This is a genomic window from Geodermatophilaceae bacterium NBWT11 (assembly GCA_014218215.1).
GTDB lineage: Bacteria > Actinomycetota > Actinomycetes > Mycobacteriales > Geodermatophilaceae > Klenkia.
On the sequence record CP043652.1, the window covers coordinates 1094554 to 1114963 of the forward strand.

Annotated in this window: 18 protein-coding genes and 1 pseudogene; 3 read left to right on the forward strand and 16 right to left on the reverse strand. The window is 73.8% G+C overall.

What is annotated here, in order from left to right:
• Positions 1–135 precede the first annotated feature (135 nt).
• On the forward strand, positions 136–1650 hold the full coding sequence (locus F1C76_05120; protein ID QNG36049.1) for a D-alanyl-D-alanine carboxypeptidase: 1515 nt from the start codon (positions 136–138) through the stop codon (positions 1648–1650).
• On the opposite strand, the gene F1C76_05125 is transcribed toward F1C76_05120, so the two are convergent.
• The 4 genes from F1C76_05125 to hisC are packed head-to-tail and all read right to left on the reverse strand — an operon-like array spanning position 1397 to position 5362.
• Positions 1397–2491 carry a YihY/virulence factor BrkB family protein gene (locus F1C76_05125; protein QNG36050.1) on the reverse strand — a complete coding sequence of 365 codons (1095 nt, stop codon included), beginning with the start codon at positions 2489–2491 and terminating at the stop codon, positions 1397–1399. The two genes, F1C76_05120 and F1C76_05125, sit on opposite strands and share 254 nt — an antisense overlap.
• Before the next feature lie 38 nt (positions 2492–2529).
• Positions 2530–3126 (reverse strand): 2'-5' RNA ligase family protein, encoded by a 597-nt coding sequence (locus F1C76_05130; GenBank protein ID QNG36051.1) that lies wholly within the window; start codon positions 3124–3126, stop codon positions 2530–2532.
• Between the two features lie 10 nt (positions 3127–3136).
• Positions 3137–4156 (reverse strand): tryptophan--tRNA ligase, encoded by a 1020-nt coding sequence (trpS, locus tag F1C76_05135; GenBank protein QNG36052.1) that lies wholly within the window; start codon positions 4154–4156, stop codon positions 3137–3139.
• A gap of 54 nt (positions 4157–4210) precedes the next feature.
• Positions 4211–5362, reverse strand: coding sequence for a histidinol-phosphate transaminase (gene hisC, locus F1C76_05140; protein QNG36053.1), 1152 nt, complete (start codon positions 5360–5362; stop codon positions 4211–4213).
• On the opposite strand from hisC, the gene galE reads away from it, so the two are divergent.
• Positions 5361–6308, forward strand: a complete 948-nt coding sequence (gene galE, locus F1C76_05145) for a UDP-glucose 4-epimerase GalE (GenBank protein QNG36054.1) — start codon at positions 5361–5363, stop codon at positions 6306–6308. The genes hisC and galE overlap by 2 nt on opposite strands.
• A 97-nt stretch (positions 6309–6405) precedes the next feature.
• Here the strand turns inward: galE and F1C76_05150 are convergent, their stop codons facing one another.
• The 6 genes from F1C76_05150 to F1C76_05175 all read right to left on the reverse strand — a co-directional run bounded on the left by F1C76_05150 (position 6406) and on the right by F1C76_05175 (position 12385).
• A complete protein-coding gene (locus tag F1C76_05150) occupies positions 6406–7737 on the reverse strand; it encodes an HlyC/CorC family transporter (protein QNG36055.1) in 1332 nt (443 codons plus the stop codon).
• Positions 7738–7892: 155 nt separating this feature from the next.
• Positions 7893–8792 (reverse strand): DUF559 domain-containing protein, encoded by a 900-nt coding sequence (locus F1C76_05155; protein QNG36056.1) that lies wholly within the window; start codon positions 8790–8792, stop codon positions 7893–7895.
• Between the two features lie 174 nt (positions 8793–8966).
• Positions 8967–10184: an NADP-dependent isocitrate dehydrogenase gene (locus F1C76_05160; GenBank protein ID QNG36057.1), complete on the reverse strand. Its 1218-nt coding sequence runs from the start codon at positions 10182–10184 to the stop codon at positions 8967–8969.
• Positions 10185–10216: 32 nt separating this feature from the next.
• Positions 10217–11170, reverse strand: a complete 954-nt coding sequence (gene mdh / locus F1C76_05165; protein ID QNG36058.1) for a malate dehydrogenase — start codon at positions 11168–11170, stop codon at positions 10217–10219.
• Between the two features lie 48 nt (positions 11171–11218).
• Entirely contained in the window at positions 11219–11518 is a 300-nt protein-coding gene (locus F1C76_05170; protein QNG36059.1) for a DUF3017 domain-containing protein, read from the reverse strand.
• Between the two features lie 3 nt (positions 11519–11521).
• A complete protein-coding gene (locus F1C76_05175; protein QNG36060.1) occupies positions 11522–12385 on the reverse strand; it encodes a bifunctional methylenetetrahydrofolate dehydrogenase/methenyltetrahydrofolate cyclohydrolase in 864 nt (287 codons plus the stop codon).
• Positions 12386–12744: 359 nt separating this feature from the next.
• On the opposite strand from F1C76_05175, the pseudogene F1C76_05180 reads away from it, so the two are divergent.
• A pseudogene (locus tag F1C76_05180) lies at positions 12745–13215 on the forward strand (hypothetical protein).
• Positions 13216–13217: 2 nt separating this feature from the next.
• Here F1C76_05180 and purH read toward each other — a convergent pair.
• The 6 genes from purH to sucC all read right to left on the reverse strand — a co-directional run bounded on the left by purH (position 13218) and on the right by sucC (position 20344).
• Entirely contained in the window at positions 13218–14771 is a 1554-nt protein-coding gene (gene purH / locus F1C76_05185) for a bifunctional phosphoribosylaminoimidazolecarboxamide formyltransferase/IMP cyclohydrolase (protein QNG39026.1), read from the reverse strand.
• An 8-nt stretch (positions 14772–14779) separates the two neighbouring features.
• Positions 14780–15376, reverse strand: a complete 597-nt coding sequence (locus F1C76_05190; GenBank protein QNG36061.1) for a phosphoribosylglycinamide formyltransferase — start codon at positions 15374–15376, stop codon at positions 14780–14782.
• Positions 15377–15413: 37 nt separating this feature from the next.
• Positions 15414–16613: a hypothetical protein gene (locus F1C76_05195; GenBank protein ID QNG36062.1), complete on the reverse strand. Its 1200-nt coding sequence runs from the start codon at positions 16611–16613 to the stop codon at positions 15414–15416.
• Positions 16614–16737: 124 nt separating this feature from the next.
• The gene (locus F1C76_05200; protein QNG36063.1) at positions 16738–18087 is read right to left on the reverse strand and encodes a hypothetical protein; all 1350 of its coding nucleotides are present in this window, start codon (positions 18085–18087) and stop codon (positions 16738–16740) included.
• 181 nt (positions 18088–18268) lie between these two features.
• Positions 18269–19147: a succinate--CoA ligase subunit alpha gene (gene sucD, locus F1C76_05205; protein QNG36064.1), complete on the reverse strand. Its 879-nt coding sequence runs from the start codon at positions 19145–19147 to the stop codon at positions 18269–18271.
• Between the two features lie 33 nt (positions 19148–19180).
• The gene (gene sucC / locus F1C76_05210; GenBank protein QNG36065.1) at positions 19181–20344 is read right to left on the reverse strand and encodes an ADP-forming succinate--CoA ligase subunit beta; all 1164 of its coding nucleotides are present in this window, start codon (positions 20342–20344) and stop codon (positions 19181–19183) included.
• Positions 20345–20410: the final 66 nt, after the last annotated feature.

Genomic DNA, 20410 nt, shown 5'->3' on the forward strand with positions numbered 1-20410 from the left:
GGTCGGGTGGACACCGAGACCCGATCGTTAGCGGGTGGACACACCGGACACACACGGGCGCCCGCTCGTCACGTGACGCAGCTGCACCGCGTGCCGGGGCCCCGTGCCGGCCACCCGCGGTTAGCGTTCCCCACCATGCGATCCCTGCTGCCCGGAGTGCGGGCGGCGGCGGTGGCACTGGTCGCCGGGCTCACCGTGCTGACCACCGCCCCCGCCGCGCTGGCCGAGTCCGACGCAGCTCCCCGCCCGAGCGTGGACCCCGCTGCCCCCACCCCCACCGCCCCGATGGACGGCGGTCCCCCGCAGGGCACCGCCCCCGACGGCAGCACGGTGGGCGGCGCGGGTCTGGACACCAGAGGGCTGGTCACCGTCGACGGCGCCCCCGCGCTCCCCGAGGGCATCGACGCCCGGGGCTGGCTGGTCGCCGACATGGACACCGGCGAGGTGCTCGGCGCCCAGGACCCGCACGGCCGCTACTACCCGGCCAGCACGCTGAAGACGCTGACCCTGCTGACCCTGGTCGGGCAGCTGGACCCGACGCTGGTCGTGGAGGGCACCCGCGAGGACGAGTCGGTCGAGGGCAGCCGGGTGGGCCTGGTCGCCGGCGGCCAGTACCCGGTGTCGCTGCTGTTCGACGGGCTGGTCATGCAGTCGGGCAACGACGCCGCCAACGCCCTCGCCCGGGCCGCCGGCGGCGTGCCTGCGACGCTGGAGGCGATGAACGCCACGGCCGAGCGGATCGGCGCGCTGGACACCGTCGCCGGCACGCCGTCCGGGCTCGACGTCGCCGGGCAGAGCTCCTCGCCCTACGACCTCGCGCTGATCATGCGGCAGCTGATCGCCGACCCCACCGCCGCGGCGATCCTGCAGACGCAGACCGCGCAGATGCCGGCCGTGGCCGGACTCACCGAGGGCTACCAGATCCAGTCGCAGAACACCCTGCTCACCGAGTACCCGGGCACCCTGGGCGGCAAGACCGGGTTCACCGACGCCGCCCGGCACACCTTCGTGGCCGCCGCCGCGCGCGACGGCCGGCGCCTGGTGGTCAGCCTCATGCAGACCGAGCGCTACCCGGTCTCGACCACCGAGCAGGCCGAGCGGCTGCTGGACTGGGGCTTCGCCGCGCCCACCGGCAGCGGCGTCGGCACCCTGGTCGACCCCGGCGACACCGAGCCCGTCGCGCTGCCCAGCGCGGTCGCCCCCGACGACGGGTCGCTGTCGCCGGAGGACGCGGTGGCCGCTGCGCAGGCGGAGCCCGCCGCCGCGGCCGCCTCCTCGGGCGGGGAGTCCTCGGTGCTGGTCCCGCTGGCCCTCGGGGTCGGCGCGGTCGGCATCGTCGGAGCCACGCTGGTCGGCCGGCGACGGGCGATGACGGCGGGTGCGCCCGCCGGCCGGGTCAGTCGGTCGGCGCCTGGGCCGTGGTCCGGGCGCGGGTCCGACGCACCCACCGTGGCGCCCAGCGGGCGGCGACCGCCCCCGCCGCCGCTCCCACCCCGAGCAGACCCCCCGCCAGCGCGAGGGGAGCAGGACGGGGACCGCGTTCGTCGACCAGCACCACGTCGGGCAGCCGGGTCGGCGCCTCGGGGCCCAGCGGCACCTGGCCGACCGCGTGCTCGACCGCCGGGAGGGTCGAGGTCCACGCGGCCGTGAAGAAGGCGAACCGGGCGACCACGTTGATCCAGATGATCAGCCCGACGAATCCGCCGAAGGCCGAGATCGTGGCGTTGCCGCCGATCAGGTTCAGGTAGTAGGCGCCGACGAACTTGAGCACCTCGAACCCGACGGCGCCGAACACCGCCCCGGGCAGCAGCTCGCGGGCCCGGTAGGGGGTGTTGGGCACGCCCTTGAGCAGCCAGAGGAAGACCAGGGTGTCCCCGACCAGGACCAGCCCGATGCCGAGTGCGGAGACCAGCAGGAAGTAGCCGGGCACCTCGTCGACGCCCAGCAGGTCGAGCAGGCCCGTCGCGGCCGTCGTCGTCCCGGCGGTGATGCCGATCGACAGCACACCCGCCCCGGCGAACCCCAGCAGCACGAGCAGGTCCTTGACGCGGTCGCCCAGGAAGTCGGGTTGGTCGGGTTTCCCGCGCCAGATGATGTCCATGCCCACGCGCAGCTTGTCGACCGCGCCCAGGCCGACGAACAGGAAGCCGACCAGGCCGATCAGGCCGGTCGTGCTGCGGGCGTCGATCGCGTCGGTGACCGCCGAGGCCAGCTGCTGTCCGGTGCCGCCGGGCACGGCCTCGCGGATCGCCGCGATCAGCTGCAGCTGCAGCAGCGGGCTGCCGGCCAGCACGAACCCGGCGATCGAGGCGACGAGCAGCACGACCGGGAACAGCGCCAGGAACACGTAGTAGGTGACCCCCGACGCCAGCAGGTCGCCCTGGGAGCGGTTGTACTGCCCGCCGGCGTGCACCAGGTGGTCCAGCCAGGGGTGCCTGGCCCGCTCGCGGTGCAGCAGGTCCCGCAGCCGGTCGATGGTCCGGGTCAGCACGTTGCCCCCGCCCTCGGCGGGCGGGGCGGTCGGTGCGCTCAGCTGCGTGCCGGTCCGGTCAGCGGGTGCTGGCGGGCCACGGCCCAGGCACCCGAGGGCAGCTGCTCGAACTCGGTGAAGTGCTCGACCCGGAAGCGGGCGTCGACGTCGGCCAGCTCGGACTGGGCCATGTCGAGCATGTCGGTGGGCACGTCGTGGGCCACGGTGACGTGCGGGTGGTACGGGAACGACAGCGGCCGCTGCAGCGGTCCGGTGCGCACGTCCCCGGCGACCGACGTGCAGTCGGTGACGCCGTCGGCGACGGCGACGAACACGACCTCGGAGACCGGGCGGAAGGTGCCCGTGCCCCGCAGGTGGACGTCGAAGGGCGGGTGCGCGCGGGCGACGTCGGCCAGGTGGGCGCTGATCGAGGGCCGGTCGACGACGGCGACCTCCGTGGGCGGCAGCAGCGTCACGTGCGGCGGGACCAGGCTGGCCTGCGGGTCACCGCACTTGGTGCGCCAGTCCACCAGCAGCTGCGCCCACGGCTCCGGGACGTCGACGACGACGCCCAGGACGGCGGTGTCGGCGGTGCTGCGGCGGCTGGACCGGCGGGGGACGAACGTGTCGTCGTGCCGGCGCTCGGGGCGGCTCACGCCGAGCCCCTCACGGAGTGGGCCCCGGACGCAGGAAGCCGATCCGGTCGTAGACCGTGGCCAGGGTCGGGGCGGCGACCTCGCGGGCCCGGGCGGCGCCGGCGGCCAGCACGGCCTCGAGCTCCACGGTGTCGGCGAGCAGCTCCGCCGTCCGGGTCTGGACCGGGGCCAGGGCGTCGCCGACCACCTCGGCGACCTCCTTCTTGAGGTCGCCGTAGCCGCGGCCGGCGAAGTGCTCCTCCAGCTCGGCGACGGTGCGCCCGGAGAACGCCGCGTGGATGGTCAGCAGGTTGGAGACCCCGGGCTTGTCGGCCGGGTCGAACACGACCTCGCGGCCGGTGTCGGTGACCGCGCTGCGGATCCGCTTGGCGGTGGTCTTCAGGTCGTCGAGCAGGTTGATGCAGCCGGCCTCCGGGAGGCTCTTGCTCATCTTCTTGTCCGGCTGCTGCAGGTCGAGCACCTTGGCCGCGCCCGGGGGGATGAACGCCTCCGGCAGGACGAAGGTGTCGCCGTACCGGCTGTTGAACCGGGTGGCCAGGTCGCGGGTGAGCTCCAGGTGCTGGCGCTGGTCCTCACCGACCGGCACCCGCTCGGCCTGGTACAGCAGGATGTCGGCGGCCTGCAGGATCGGGTAGGTGAACAGCCCGACACTGGTGCTGGACTGGCCCTGCCGGGCCGACTTGTCCTTGAACTGGGTCATCCGGCCGGCCTCGCCGAACCCGGTGAGGCACTGCAGCACCCAACCCAGCTGGGCGTGCTCGGGCACGTGGCTCTGCACGAACAGCGCGCTGCGCTCGGGGTCCACGCCCAGCGCGATCAGCTGGGCGGCCGACACCAGCGTGCGCCGGCGGAGCACGGCGGGGTCCTGCTCGACGGTGATCGCGTGCAGGTCCACCACGCAGTAGAAGGCCTCGTGGTCGGCCTGCATGCTGACCCACTGGCGCAGCGCCCCGAGGTGGTTCCCGAGGTGGAAGGAGTCCGCCGTCGGCTGGATGCCGGACAGCACGCGAGGGGCAGGCACGTCCCTCATCGAACCACGCGCCACAGCGGCACCGACCCAGACCCGCGGGATCGATCCTGCGGGTCAGGCCGCGGAGGTGGCGGCGGTCACCGCGTCGAGCGCCGCGAGGAAGACGTCGTCCTCCTCGGGAGTGCCGACGGTGACCCGCACGCCCTCCCCGGCGAAGGGCCGGGTGATGACCGCGCGCGCCTCCAGGGCGGCGGCCAGCCCGGCGGCCTGCTCCCCCACCGGCAGCCACACGAAGTTGGCCTGGCTGTCGGCGACGGCGTGGCCCCGGCGGCGCAGCTCGTCGGTCAGCCGGGTGCGCTCGGCGGTCACCTCGGCGACCCGGGAGACCACCTCGTCCTCGCTGGCCAGCGCGGCGACCGCGGCGGCCTGGGCGAGCATGGAGACGCTGAAGGGCACGTGGGTCTTGCGCACGGCCTCGGCGACGGCCGGGTCCTCCGCGACGAGGTAACCCACCCGCAGGCCGGCCAGGCCCCATGCCTTGGAGAACGTGCGGAGCACCGCGACGTTCGGGCGCCCGCGCATCAGCTCGATGCCGTCGGGCACCTCGGGGTCGGTCACGAACTCCCGGTAGGCCTCGTCCAGCACGACCAGCGTGCTGGCCGGGACCGCGTCGAGGAACCGCTCGAGCTCCGCCCGCCGGACCGCCGTCCCGGTCGGGTTGTTGGGGTTGCAGACGAAGACCACGCGGGTGGTGTCGTCGATCGCGGCGAGCAGCGCGTCCAGGTCGTGGGTGTCGGCCGGGCCGCCCTGGACGCCGGGCACCAGCGGCACCTGCACCGCGCGGGCGCCGGCGACCTGGGCCAGCAGCGGGTACATCTCGAACGAGCGCCAGGCGAAGGCCATGCTCGTGCCCGGGTCGGCGTAGGCCTGGGCCAGCTGCTGGCAGAGCATCACCGCGCCGCACCCGGTGGCGATCTGCGCCGGGTCGACGTCGTACCGGGCGGCCAGCGCCGCGGTCAGCACCCCGGCCCCGTTGTCGGGGTAGCGGTTGGTCTCCCCCGCGGTGTCGGCGATCGCCCGGACGACGGCGGGCAGCGGCGGGAAGGCCACCTCGTTGCTGGCCAGCTTCACCGCGCGCGGCACCCCGATCTCCCGGGCCAGGTCGGCCGGGTTGCGCCCGGGCTTGTAGACCGGCAGGGCGGACACGGCAGGACGGGGGCTGACCACGGGAGGGTCCTCCTGAGCTGGGTGGGAGGCTGTGCGCATGCGAGTTCTGGTCGCCGGTGGAGCCGGCTACATCGGCAGCGTAGTCACGGCCTCCCTCCTGGAGGGGGGCCACGAGGTGACCGTGCTGGACGACCTGTCGACCGGTCACGCCGACGCCGTCCCGGCCGGCGCGACGTTCGTGCAGGCCTCCCTGCACGACTCGGGCCCGGTGCTGGCCGACGTCCGGCCCGAGGCGGTGCTGCACTTCGCGGCCAAGAGCCTCGTCGGGGCGAGCCAGGTCTCCCCCGAGGACTACTGGAACACCAACGTCGGCGGGTCGCTGGCGCTGCTGGAGGCCATGCGCGCCGCCGACTGCCGCCGCATCGTCTTCTCCTCCACCGCGGCCACCTACGGCGAGCCCGAGTCCGTGCCGATCACCGAGGACGCCCCCACCCGGCCGACCAACACCTACGGCGCCTCGAAGCTGGCCGTGGACCACATGCTGACCTCCTACGCGGTGGCGCACTCCTTCGCCGCGGTGAGCCTGCGCTACTTCAACGTGGCCGGGGCCGGGCACGGCCTGGGCGAGCGGCACGCCACCGAGACCCACCTCATCCCGATCGCCCTGCAGGTCGCCGCCGGCACCCGCGAGGCGATCACCGTCTACGGCGACGACTACCCGACGCCGGACGGCACCTGCGTGCGCGACTACGTGCACGTGCTCGACCTCGCCGACGCGCACCTGCTGGCCCTGCCCGCCCCGGCCGCGGGCGAGCACCGGGTCTACAACCTGGGCAACGGCACCGGGTTCAGCGTGCAGCAGGTCGTCGACGCCGTCCGCGAGGTCACCGGGCACCAGGTCCCCGTCGTCGTCGGCGACCGCCGGGCCGGCGACCCGGCCCAGCTGGTCGCCTCCTCCGCCCGGATCCGCGCCGACCTCGGCTGGACCCCGCAGCACGCCGACCTGACCACGATGGTCCGCGACGCCTGGGCCCTCCTCACCTGACGAGAAGCGCCCTTCTCGTCCCTGGTCCTGACGACGGGCCCCGTCCCAGGGGCCCGCGGCGTGCGGAGCGCGTCGTGGGGTGGGACGGGGTCCTTCCTCAGGTCGCGGCGGCGCCGGTGCGGAGGGTGTCGCCGTCGATCTCGGCGGGCGGGGCAGGGGCGACGCTCAGTCGGGCGATCCGACGTCCGTCGAGTTCGGTGACGGTGATCGCGCGCCCCTCGTGCTCCACCGCGTCCCCCACGGCGGGAATCCGGCCGAGCTCGGCGAGCACCCAGCCGGCGACGGTCTCGTAGGGCCCCTCGGGGAGCTCCAGGCCGGTGGCCTCGGAGAAGTCGTCCAGGTTGAGCAGGCCGTCGACGTCGTGCGGGCCGTCGGTGGGCTCGTCGGTCTCCGGGACGGCGTCGTCGTCGTACTCGTCGTAGATCTCCCCGATGACCTCCTCGATGAGGTCCTCCAGGGTCACGATGCCGTCGGTGCCGCCGTACTCGTCGACGACGATCGCCAGGTGCTGGCTCTCCTTGCGCATCTCCGACAGCGCGGTCAGCACGCCGGCGGTGCCGGGCAGCTGCTTGACCTCGCGGGCCAGGTCCCCGACGGTCGCCGCGCGGCCGGCCGGGTGGTTCGGGAGGAACAGGTCGCGCACGTGTACGAACCCGACGACGTCGTCCTGGCTCTTGCCGACCACCGGGTACCGGGAGCGACTGGACTCCGCGACCAGCTTGGCCGCCCGGGACGCCGTCATCGAGGCCTCCAGGAAGTCGACCTCGGTGCGCGGGGTCATCACCTCGCGGACCTCACGGTCGCCGGCGCGGAACACCTCGTCGATCAGCCGGCGCTCGTCGCTGGACAGCGACTCGTGCGCTGCGACCAGGTCGCGCAGCTCCTCCTGGCTGATCGACTCCCCGCTCTGCTTGGGGTCACCGCCCAGCAGCCGGACCAGGACGTCGGTGGACTTCGAGAGCAGCCAGATGATCGGCCGGAAGACCGTCGCGATCCGGTTGAGCGGCGCGGCCACGATCAGCGAGAAGCCCTCGGCGCGCTGCAGCGCCAACCGCTTGGGGGTCAGCTCCCCGACCACCAGCGACAGGTAGCTGATCGCGATGGTGACCAGAACGAAGCTCAGCGGGTTCGCCAGACCCTCGCTCAGCCCCAGGCCGATCAGCCACTCGCCCAGCGGGGCGGACAGCGTGCTGGCACCGAACGCCGCGGAGAAGAACCCGGCGAGGGTCACCCCGACCTGGACGGCGGCGAGGAACCGGTTCGGGGTGGCCAGCAGGGTGCTCAGGGACTGCCCGCGCTTGCCCTTCTCGGCGAGCGCACGGACCTGCGACTCCCGCAGCGAGACCAGGGCGATCTCGGCACCGGCGAACGCTCCGCCGATCAGCACGAAGACCACGACCATGACGATGTTGAGCCAGACGTCGCTCACCGCGGCGTGCTCCTCTTGGGGTTGTTCGGGTGCGGGTGGGGAGTCCCCAGGGTCCCGTGTCCACGTCGGACGGTCCACCCGGCAACGGCGCAGCGGGGCGGGACGTTCCTGCCCACCCGGCCCGTGTACGGGGAAGAGGGGGTCTCGGGACTCGCTCAGAGCCCTCGTTCCCTGATCCGGGCCGCCATCAGCGCACGCACCCGGGCAACCACCTCGTCCGGGTGGTGCAGGTCGGCGGCGGTGAGGTGCAGCACCGTCCACCCTGCCGCCACCAAGGCGTTGAGCCGGCGGCGGTCCCGGCCCAGCTGACCGGGCTGCCCGTGCCAGGCCCCGTCGTACTCCACGGCGATCCTCAGCTCGGGGAAGGCGAGGTCGACCCGGGCCAGGAAGCGCCCGCCGTCGTCCCTGACCTCGAACTGGGGGACGGCGACCAACCCCGCGCACGCCAGCCAGACACGCACGCGGGACTCCGGCAGCGACTCGGCCCGCCGATCGGTGAGGCCGGCTGCGCGCTCGGCCCGGCGGTCGCCCCGTCCGCCCGTCAGCGTCGTTACCCCGAGGGCCAGGGCGACCGGCGACAGGGCGCCGCGGGCGAGGAGCACGTCCACCAGCGCCACCGCCTCGGCCAGCGGTTCCCAGCGGCCCAGGTCCAGGGCCGTGCGCACGGCGTCGGTGCAGCGCCGTCGGAGGACCACCGACGCCTCGTCGGACGGGACCCAGGCCTGGTGCACCCGCATGCCGGAGACCGGGCCGAACCGGACACCCGGCGGCACGGCCACGTGCACCGGCATCCCGGCATCGACGGCCTCGGTCGCCCCGTGCAGCCACGCGGCGCTCCGCCCGCAGAACACGGCCTGGGGCGGCATCAGCAGGGTCGCCCCGGCCAACCGGAGCCCGTGGTCGTCGGACAGGTCGGCGTCGGCGTGCACCTGACGGAACAGCGGCCGCCAGGCCCGGCTCCGCAGCTGGTCCCGGGTGAGCAGACCGTCGGCCAGCACGTCCTGGGTGCGGAAGACACGCCCGACGAGGGCGGCCGGACGAGCGGGTGCAGGCACGGGAGCAGCCTGCCGCGGGGACTCCCTCCCCCGCTGGCGTCGTCCACAGGCCCCGACTTCGAGGAACGAGGCGCCCCGAACGCGCTCAGGGGCCCCCGTTCCCCGAACCGGGCCCGGACGCGCGACGGCCCCCTCGACCGCGGGGGTCGAGGGGGCCGTCGGGACGGGCCTGGGTCAGGCAGCCATGGCCTTCTGCAGGTTGGTGTCGATGGCCGCCAGGAAGTCCTGGGTGGTGAGCCAGGGGGCGTCCTTGCCGATGAGCAGGGCGAGGTCCTTGGTCATCTGGCCACCCTCGACGGTCTCGATGCAGACGCGCTCGAGGGTCTCGGCGAACTCGGTCACCTCGGGGGTGTCGTCGAGCTTGCCGCGGTGCGCCAGGCCCCGGGTCCAGGCGAAGATCGACGCGATCGGGTTCGTCGAGGTCTCCTTGCCGGCCTGGTGCTGGCGGTAGTGCCGGGTGACCGTGCCGTGCGCGGCCTCGGCCTCGACGGTCTGGCCGTCCGGGGTGGCCAGCACCGAGGTCATCAGGCCCAGCGAGCCGAAGCCCTGCGCCACGGTGTCGGACTGCACGTCACCGTCGTAGTTCTTGCACGCCCAGACGTAGCCGCCCTCCCACTTGAGGTTGGCCGCGACCATGTCGTCGATCAGGCGGTGCTCGTAGGTGATCCCGGCAGCCTCGAACTCCTCCTTGAACTCGGCGTCGAAGACCTCCTGGAAGATGTCCTTGAAGCGCCCGTCGTAGACCTTGAGGATCGTGTTCTTGGTCGACAGGTACACCGGGTAGTTGCGGGCCAGGCCGTAGTTCAGCGAGGCCCGGGCGAAGTCCCGGATGGAGTCGTCGAGGTTGTACATCGACAGCGAGATGCCGGCCGACGGGGCCTGGAAGACCTCGCGCTCGATGGTCTCGCCACCGTCGTCGGGGGTGAAGACGACCTTCAGGGTGCCCGCGGAGGGGAACTTGAAGTCGGTGGCGCGGTACTGGTCGCCGTAGGCGTGGCGGCCGACGATGATCGGCTTGGTCCAGCCCGGCACCAGGCGCGGCACGTTCTGCATGATGATCGGCTCGCGGAAGATCACGCCGCCGAGGATGTTGCGGATGGTCCCGTTCGGGGAGCGCCACATCTGCTTGAGGCCGAACTCCTCGACCCGCGCCTCGTCCGGGGTGATGGTGGCGCACTTGACGCCGACGCCGTGCTGCTTGATGGCGTTGGCCGCGTCGATCGTCACCTGGTCGTCGGTGGCGTCGCGGTTCTCCATGCCGAGGTCGTAGTACTCGAGGTCGACGTCGAGGTACTTGAGGATCAGCTCGTCCTTGATGAACTGCCAGATGATCCGGGTCATCTCGTCGCCGTCGAGCTCGACGACCTTGCCCTGCACCTTGATCTTGCTCACGTGTGGGTGAGTCCTCTCTGTAGGAGGCCGACTCAGAGGTCGGCCACGTCCGCCTGCTTGGCTCGTACGGCCTCGGCTGCCTCGCGCAGCCCGGCCAGCTCGTCGTCGCTCAGGTCGCCCTCGACGACCCGCCGCACCCCGCCGCGCCCGATCTCGGCCTCGACCCCCAGGTAGACCCCGGAGATCCCGTACTGGCCGTCGACCCACGCGCAGACCGGCATGACCGCGCCGGAGTCCTCGATGACGGCGCGGGCCATCCGGGCCGCCGCGGCGGAGGGTGCGTAGTAGGCCGACCCGGTCTTGAGCAGCGCCACCACCTCGGCCCCGCCGTTGCGGGTGCGGTCGACGAGGTGGGCGATCCGGTCGGCGGCCAGCACGTCGGCCAGCGGCTTCCCGTCGACGGTGCAGCGGCTGGGCACCGGCACCATCGTGTCGCCGTGGCTGCCCAGGGTCAGGGTGCGCACCGAGGAGACCGGTACGCCCAGCTCCACGGCGACGTTGTTGGTGAAGCGCGCGGTGTCCAGCATGCCGGCCTGGCCCATCACCTTGGCGGTGTCGAACCCGGTGGCCAGCTGCGCCAGCGCGGTCATCTCGTCCAGCGGGTTGCTCACCACGACGACGACGGCGTCCGGTGAGGTCCGGGCCACGTTCTCCGCGACCTGGCGCACGATCCCGGCGTTGGTCTCGATGAGGTCCATCCGGCTCATCCCGGGCTTGCGGGGCAGCCCGGCGGTGATCACGACGACGTCGGAACCCTCGGTGCCCTCGTAGGACCCGCCGCCGACACCGACGACCCGGGTCTCGAAGCCCTCGATCGCGCGGGACTGGTTCATGTCGAGGGCGATGCCCTCGGGCTTGCCCTCGACGATGTCGGTGAGGACGACGGTCTCGAAGACGTCGTACTCCGCCAGACGCAGGGCGGTGGTGGAGCCGTAGAACCCGGCACCCACGACTGTGACCTTGCCAGAACGGGGCTGCGCTGCCATGGCCGCCAACCTAGCGGCGCCGGAGCCCCAGCGCCCGCGCGGGTGCGCTCACACCGACGGGATCGCCAGCGCGGTCGCGACCAGCACGAGCCCGGCACCCAGGGTGAGGACGACGTCGGTGGTCTGGCTGCGGACGGCGAGGAACCCGACCCGGCGGACCGGGAGCACCATCCGCGCCACCCCCGCGGTGAGCAGCCCGACCCCCATGAGCACGAGCCCCGCGCGCCAGTTGCCCGCGGTCACCGCGAGCAGACCGGCGATCACCACCAGCAGCACGACGGTCATCGGCAGCTGACGGAGCACCCCGGCCAGCACGGGCCGGCGGGTGTGGAGCGGTGCGCCGGCCACCGGTCAGGCCACGACGGTGTCGTCGGCCTGCTCGGCGAGGGTGACCACGTTGGACAGCAGCATCGCCCGGGTCATCGGCCCGACCCCACCGGGGTTGGGGGCGACCCAGCCGGCGACGTCCCACACGTCGGCGGCGACGTCCCCGGCGATCTTCCCGTCGACCCGGCTCACGCCGACGTCGAGCACGGCCGCACCGGGCTTGACCATGTCGGCGGTGAGCAGCCCGGGCACCCCGGCCGCGGCGACGACGACATCGGCGGTGCGGGTGTGCGCGGCCAGGTCGCGGGTGCCGGTGTGGCACAGCGTCACGGTGGCGTTCTCACTGCGCCGGGTGAGCAGGAGGCCCAGCGGGCGGCCGACGGTGACCCCGCGGCCGACCACGGTGACCTCGGCGCCGGCGAGCTCGACGCCGTGCCGGCGGAGGATCTCCACGATGCCCAGCGGAGTGCACGGCAGCGGCCCGGGGACGCCGAGGACCAACCGGCCCAGGTTGGTGGGGTGCAGCCCGTCGGCGTCCTTGGCCGGGTCCATCGCCTCCAGCACGGCGGCCTCGGAGACCTGGGGCGGCAGCGGCAGCTGGACGATGTAGCCGGTGCAGGCGGGGTCGGCATTGAGCTCGGCGACCACGGCGAGGACGTCGGCCTGGGAGGCGTCGGCGGGCAGCTCGCGCTGGATGCTGGCGATGCCGACCTGCGCGCAGTCGGAGTGCTTGGCGTTCACGTACCAGCGGCTGCCCGGGTCGTCGCCGACGAGCAGCGTGCCCAGACCGGGCCGGCGTCCGGCGGCGGCCAGCGTGGCCACCCGCTCGGTCAGCTCGGTGCGGATGGCCGCCGCGGTGGCCTTGCCGTCGAGTCGGGATGCGCTCACCGCTCCAGTCTGCCGCACCCACCCCTGCGCCCTTAGGGTCAGCGCCGCAGGTGTGGCGCTCCCCCGTCACCGAGCGCCGAGGAGAACCGATGACCGAGCCCGAACGCCGCGACACCACCGGTGCGACCAGCAGCGCCGCCGACCCCACCCGTCCGGTCGAGCCGGCCGCCGACCCGGCGACCCGCGCCCCGGGCGACCCGGTCAGCGACCAGACGACGGCGGTGCACCCGCTCCCCCAGCAGCCGCGGGACGAGACCCTGCCCGGGACGACGCGCAGCCCCTTCGCCGACGACGGCGGGACCACCTCCGGCCGCACCACCTGGCACCCCGAGCCCGACCCGCGGGACCACCCGGACGAGACCCGCCCCGAGTGGTCCACGAACCCGGTCGCCGTCCGCCGCCCGGACTCCGTCGCGGCGTTCCTGCTGCTGCTGTCGGGCATCGCGGCCGGGGTGAGCCTGCTGCTGCCCTGGACGCCGGACGGTCCGACCGGGCTGGACCTGCTCCGCGACGGCCTGGACACCTTCGGCCAGGACTGGACCCAGGTGTTCTCGAACGGTCTCTGGCAGCCCCTGGGCGTGCTGTTCGGGGGCGGCGTGCTCTTCGTCCTGGGCCTGCTGTTGCTGATCCCGGCGAAGGCGCACCGCTTCCTCGGGGTGCTCGCGCTGCTGGTGGCCCTCGCCGTCGTCGCGGCCGTGCTGGTGCCGCTGGCCGAGGCGGGCTGGGACCTGGCGGCCTTCGGAGCCGGCTTCTACGCCGCCCTCGCCGTCGCCGGCCTCGGCCTGCTCGGCGCCCTCAAGGCCGCCCTCACCGGCAAGAAGCTCGCCTAGCGCTAGTGGGCGAAGTGCCGGGTGCCGGTGAGGTAGAGCGCGATGCCGGCCTCGGCGGCGGCGGCAGTGACCTCGTCGTCGCGCACCGACCCACCGGGCTGGACGACGGCGGTGACCCCGGCGTCCAGCAGCACCTGCAGGCCGTCGGCGAAGGGGAAGAACGCATCCGACGCGGCGACCGAGCCCGCGGCCCGCTCCCCGGCCCGGGTGACGGCGAGGCGGGCGGCGTCCACCCGGTTGACCTGGCCCATGCCGACGCCGACGGTGGCACCGTCGGCGGCGAGCAGGATCGCGTTGGAGCGCACCGCCCGCACCGAGCGCCAGGCGAAGACGAGGTCGGTGAGGGTGGCGGCGTCCACGGGTGAGCCGGTGGCCAGGGTCCAGCTGGTCGGGTCGTCGCCGGGGGCGTCGATCGCGTCCACGGTCTGCAGCAGGAGGCCACCGCTGATCGGCCGCATCTCGACCGGCTCGGCCGCGCCGGGGGCCAGCCGGAGCAGCCGGATGTTCTTCTTGCGGGTCAGCACCTCGAGGGCGTCGGCGGTGAAGGACGGCGCGACGACGACCTCGGTGAAGACCTCGGCGATCTGCTCGGCGGTGGCAAGGTCGACCTCGCGGTTGGCCGCGATGACCCCGCCGAAGGCCGAGACCGGGTCGCAGGCGTGCGCCTTGCGGTGGGCCTGCGCGAGGTCGGTGCCCACGGCGATGCCGCACGGGTTGGCGTGCTTGATGATCGCCACGCAGGGCCCGTCGTGGTCGGCGGCGGCCCGGCGGGCTGCGTCGGTGTCGACGTAGTTGTTGTAGCTCATCGGCTTGCCGTGCAGCTGCTCGGCGTGCGCCAGGCCCGGGGCGCGGTCGTGCCGGTAGAGCGCGGCCTGCTGGTGCGGGTTCTCCCCGTAGCGCAGCACGTCGGCCCGGTCCCAGCTGCCTCCGAGCCAGGTCGGGAAGCCGGTCTCGTCGTCGGGAGCCAGCGTCGCGCCCATCCAGGAGGCGACAGCGGTGTCGTAGGCGGCGGTGTGCCGGAACGCGGCGACCGCGAGCCGCTGCCGGGTGGGCAGGTCGAAGCCCCCGGCACGGACGGCGTCGAGCACCTCGGTGTAGCGGGCGGGGTCGACGACGACGGCCACCGAGGGGTGGTTCTTGGCGGCGGCGCGGACCATCGCCGGGCCGCCGATGTCGATCTGCTCGACGCACTCGTCGGGGGTCGCACCCGAGGCCACGGTCTCGCTGAACGGATAGAGGTTGACCACGACGAGGTCGAAGGCGGCGATGCCGAGCTCGTCGAGCTGGCGGACGTGGTCGGGCTTGCGGCGGTCGGCCAGCATGCCGGCGTGCACGGCGGGGTGCAGGGTCTTGACCCGGCCGTCCAGGCACTCCGGGAAGCCGGTGACCTCCTCGACCGGGGTGACGGGGATGCCGGCGGCGGCGATCCGCTTCGCGGTGGCGCCGGTGCTGACGAGCTCGACACCGGCATCGGCCAGCCCGCGGGCCAGCTCCTCGACGCCGCTCTTGTCGTAGACGCCGAGCAGGGCCCGTCGGACGGGGGTGCGGTCGCTCACGGGGGCGCTCATCGCGGTGTCTCCAGGGGTCGGGTGGTGCAGAGGGTGTCCAGCGTGGTGACGAGCAGCTCGCGCTCGACGGTCTTGATCCGCTCGTGCAGCGCGGTCTCGTCGTCCCCGGGCAGCACCGGGACGCCGACCTGGGCGAGCACCGGACCGGTGTCCAATCCGGCGTCCACCAGGTGCACGGTCGCCCCGGTGGAGGTCACGCCGGCGGCGAGGGCGTCCCGGACGGCGTGCGCGCCGGGGAAGGCCGGCAGGAGCGCGGGGTGGGTGTTGACCACCCGGCCCGCGAACGCCCCGAGCACGGCCGGGCCGAGCAGCTTCATGAAGCCGGCGCAGACCACCCAGTCGGGGTCGTGCGCGGCCAGGCCCGCGGCCAGGGCGGTGTCCCAGGCGGCCCGGTCGGGGTGTGCCGACAGCGGGACGACGAAGGTCGGCAGCCCCTGCTCGCGGGCGGCGGTCAGGCCGGCGGCGTCCCGGTCGGCCCCGACGGCGACGACGTCGAAGGACGGACGCCCGGCGGCCAGCAGTGCTGCGGCCAGCGTGCCCGCGCCGGAGAGGAGGACGACGACCCGCTGGGGGGTCGCACGCTCCACCGACACGTGCGGGGACCTTACCGGGGGCCGGCGAGGCTCCGGTTCAGCGCCGGCGCCACCGGACGACGGCCGCGGACAGCCCGGCGGCGAGCCCGGCCTGGGCGGCGACGGAGAGCCCGGTGGCCAGCGGCGGTGCGCCGACGGTGGCCAGTCCGGCGTCCCCGAGCGACCCGGACGCCAGAGCGACGACGAATCCGGCGAGCACCCCGACCCCGACGCCGGCGACGACGCCCCACAGGGCGGCGGTGACCGCTCCCCCGTCGACCGCGGTGAGCCGGCGCGCCAGGGCGACCCCGGTGACGAGGCCGGCGAGCGCCGGCAGGGCCTGGGACACGAACGCCAGGAACGGCACCGCCTGGGTGTCGGGCAGCGCGGCCAGCAGCGGGAGGGCCGGGACCGCACCGAGGGTGACCCCTGAGGTGGAGACGAGGGTGCCGGCGCCGACGACGAAGCCCGGCCCGGCGGCCAGCCCGACGACCGCGGCGGCGGCGTTGGGCAGCAGCAGCACGCAGAGCCCGACCAGCCCGACGGCGCCCGCCCCCGCGCCGCCCAGGCCGGAGGTGAGCGCGGCGGCCCCGGCGGCGTCGCTGGCCAGGGCCACGGCCACGACGGCCAGGCAGAGGGCCAGCAGCGCGAGCACCCCGGCCAGGACGGCACGCGTGACCGCGCGCCCCGGCCCGGGGAGCCGGTCGGCGAGCTCGCCGGCCAGCCCGGACTCGCGCAGCACGCCCCAGCCGACGGCGACCAGGGCCAGCAGCAGGGCCCCGAGCCCGGCGCGCAGCAGGCCGACCTGCGCCGCGGGTGAGTCGACGGCAGCGGCGAGGGCGAGGGTGACGAGCACGTGCACGACGACCAGCACCGCGGCCACCTCGGCCAACGGCCGGACGGCCTGCACGTCGGCGCGGGCCACCACCCAGCGGGCCGCCCGCGCCAGGCCCCAGGCGATGCCCAGGCTGAGCAGCAGGGGGGCCAGCGCGATCGGGCCCGAGGTCAGCTGCAGGCGCGCCCCGGAGGCCAGCAGCCACAGCTGCCCGGACAGCCGGGCGTTGCCCGCGACGGGCAGGCCGCCGGTGGGGTCCAGCGCGGACACCACCACCAGGGCCAGCCCCAGACCCAGCAGTCCGACCGTGGTCACCGCGAGTGCACCGAGCCCGGCCAGGAGGGTCGGGTGCAGCGGCGGTGCGTCGCGTCGTCCGGGATCCCGCGGGGACCGGCCGGGCAGCCGCTGCAGCAGGGAGGTCACGGGTCCACTGTCCCAAGGCCCGGACCGACCGTGGCGCTGCACGCGCCGGGGTCGCGGCCCTCACACGCACGAGACCCGCCCCGGCTGTGCCGGGGCGGGTCTCGTGGCAGTGCGGCGGTGTGGCTCAGGCGTCGCCGGAGGGACGCGGCCGGTCGGGGTCGGACCCGTCGCGGTCGGCGTCCCCGGTGGCCGGCGGCGGGGGCGGGGTGGACGGCGCCGCGTAGGTCGGCGGGGCCGGCGGCTGACCACCGGGGCGCGGCTGGCTCCAGCTGGGGGTCGAGCCCTGGCCGTCCGAGACGGACGAGCCGGTGGACGGCTGGCCGGACGCGGACTGGCCGTAGGACTGCTGGCCGTACCCGCCGGGCTGGCCGTAGCCGCCCTGGGACTGACCGGACGGCGACTGCGGGCCCTGCTGGCCCTGCGAGCCGTAGCCCTGCGGGGCGGACTGCTGGCCGTACCCACCCTGGTCGGACTGGCCGTAGGACTGCTGACCGTAGGAGGGCTGGCCCGGCGACTGCTGGCCCGAGGACTGCTGGCCGTAGGAGGACCCGGACTGGCCGTAGCCGGACGGGGACTGCTGGCCGTACTGACCCTGCTGGCCGTACTGGTCCTGCTGGGGACCCGAGTGGCCGTGCTGACCGAACTGCGGGGCCGGCTGGTTGGCCCACTGCGCGGCCTGGCCGACGCCACCGGGCAGCGAGGGCTTGTTCTTCAGCTCCGGCAGCAGGCCCAGGACGGCGAAGGCCAGGGCGACCGCGGAGACCAGGAAGGTCAGCAGGGCGAAGATGCTGAACCCGGCGTCGAAGGTGCTGATCCACTCGATGAGCGTCATCAGGAACACCAGGCCGGTGAGCCCGACCGTGACGAAGCCGCGCGGGAACGGGGTCTTCAGGTCCACGAACGCCGGCAGCAGGGCCCAGACCGCGGCGACCAGCAGCAGGACGAAGGCGAAGGTCAGCAGGCCCGAGTCGAAGCCGTTGACGCTGAAGGAGGCGCCGAAGCCGAAGTCCTCGCTGAACCACGGGAAGACCATGAACAGCAGGTAGAGCACGACGCTGCCACCGACGACGTAGTCGGCGAGCTTCAGCTTCTTGGGGTCGAACCCGACCCCGGAGCCGCTGCCGGGGCCCTGCTGCCCGTAGGGGCCCTGCCCGTACTGCGGCTGGCCGTACTGCTGCTGTCCGTACTGCTGCTGTCCGTACTGCTGCGGCCCGGACTGCTGGCCGTAGGGCTGCTGGCCCGAGGGGGCGCCGTACTGGCCCTGCTGCGCGGGCTGGCCGTGACCGCTCTGCTGACCCTGCGGGCCGTAGGACGGGCTCGGCTGCTGGCCGGGCTGACCCCAACCACCCTGCTGCGGTCCGTTCGAGGACGGCTGACCCCAGCCCTGCTGGGGCTGACCCTGCGGCGCCCCGTAGGAGGGCGGACCCTGCTGGCCGGGACCGCCCGGTGTCTGGTCGGGTCCACTGGTCGTCATCGCGAGGTCTCTCCTGAGGTCGGTTCTCCGGCACGGTTCCGTGTCGATCTTCCTCGACGCATCGTCTCCACCACCTGATCGCCACGCAACCTCGGCGCGCGGGAGCACCCCCGACCGGGTCAGGAGACGCCGCTGCCCGGCACCCCACGAGGGGTGCCGGGCAGCCGTGTCGTGCTCGCGATCAAGCGCCGAGGAGCTCGCGCATCAGGCGGGCGGCCTCGGACGGGGTCTTGCCGACCTTGACGCCGGCGGCCTCGAGGGCCTCCTGCTTGGCCTGCGCCGTCCCGGCGGAGCCCGACACGATGGCGCCGGCGTGGCCCATGGTCTTGCCCTCGGGGGCGGTGAAGCCGGCGACGTAGCCGACGACGGGCTTGGTCACGTTGGCCTTGATGAACTCGGCAGCGCGCTCCTCGGCGTCGCCACCGATCTCACCGATCATCACGATGGCCTCGGTCTCCGGGTCGTCCTGGAAGGCCTGCAGCGCGTCGATGTGCGTGGTGCCGATGACCGGGTCGCCGCCGATGCCGATGGCGGTGGAGAAACCGATGTCCCGCAGCTCGTACATCATCTGGTAGGTCAGCGTGCCGGACTTGGAGACCAGCCCGATCTTCCCGGCCTGGGTGATGTTGGCCGGGATGATGCCGGCGTTGGAGCGGCCGGGGCTGATCAGGCCGGGGCAGTTGGGCCCGATGATCCGGGTGGCCTTGCCCTGGGCGTAGGCCCAGAACTCGGTGGAGTCCTTGACCGGGATGCCCTCGGTGATGACCACGCACAGGCCGATGCCGGCGTCCACGGCCTCGACGACCGCGCCCTTGGCGAACTTCGGGGGCACGAAGACGACGGTGACGTCGGCGCCGGTCTCCTTCATGGCCTCGGCGACGGAGCCGAAGACCGGGACGGACTGGCCGTCGAAGTCGACGGTCTGGCCGGCCTTGGAGGGGTTCACGCCACCGACCACGGCGGTGCCGGAGGCCAGCATGCGCTGGGTGTGCTTGCGGCCCTCCGACCCGGTGATGCCCTGCACGATGACCTTGCTGTTCTCGGTGAGGAAGATGCTCATTGTCTGAAGTCCTTCGGGGTCAGCAGGTCGGGATCAGGCGGCGGCGAGCTCGGCGGCCCGGCGGGCGGCGCCGTCCATGGTGTCGACCACGGTCACCAGGGGGTGGGCGGCCTCGGCGAGGATGCGCCGGCCCTCCTCGACGTTGTTGCCGTCGAGCCGGACGACGAGGGGCTTGGTGGCCTCGTCGCCGAGGATCTCCAGCGCGGACACGATGCCGTTGGCGACCGCGTCGCAGGAGGTGATCCCGCCGAAGACGTTGACGAAGACGCTCTTCACGGCGGCGTCGCCGAGGATGATCCCCAGGCCATCGGCCATGACCTGCGCGGAGGCGCCGCCGCCGATGTCCAGGAAGTTGGCCGGGCGGACCCCGCCGAACTCCTCGCCGGCGTAGGCGACGACGTCCAGGGTGCTCATGACCAGGCCGGCACCGTTGCCGATGATCCCGACCTCGCCCTCGAGCTTGACGTAGTTGAGGCCCTTCTCCTTGGCCGCGGCCTCGAGCGGGTCGGCGGCCGCGGCGTCCTCGAGGGCGTCGTGCCCGGGCTGCCGGAAGGCGGCGTTCTCGTCGAGGGTGACCTTGCCGTCCAGGGCGAGGACGGTGCCGTCGGGCGCCTTGGCCAGCGGGTTGACCTCGACCAGGGTGGCGTCCTCCTTCGAGAACACGTCCCACAGCTTGACGGCGATCTCGACGACCTGGTCGCGGACCTCGGCCGGGAAGGCCGCGGCGTCCACGATCTCCTCGGCCTTGGCGCGGTCCACCCCGACGGTGGCGTCGATGGCGATGCGGGCCAGCGCCTCGGGCTTGGTCACCGCGATCTCCTCGATCTCCATGCCGCCCTCGACGCTGGCCATCGCCAGGAAGGTGCGGTTGGAGCGGTCGAGCAGGTAGGAGAAGTAGTACTCCTCGGCGATGTCGCTGGCCTTGGCGACCATGACCTGCCGGGTCACGTGGCCCTTGATGTCCAGTCCGAGGATGTCGGTGGCGCGGGCCTTCGCCTCCTCCGGGCTGTCGGCGAGCTTGACGCCCCCGGCCTTGCCCCGGCCGCCGACCTTCACCTGGGCCTTGACGACGACCTGTCCCCCGATGTCACGGGCGATCGTCTCGGCCTGCTCGGGTGTCTCGGCGACGCCGCCGGGGAGCACGGGCACGCCGTGCGCAGCGAACATGTCACGGGCCTGGTACTCGAAGAGATCCACGAGGAGGGACCGTAACGCTCCTGTGACGCCACTGCCGAACACCGGATGCCGGTCGTGGGCGGCATC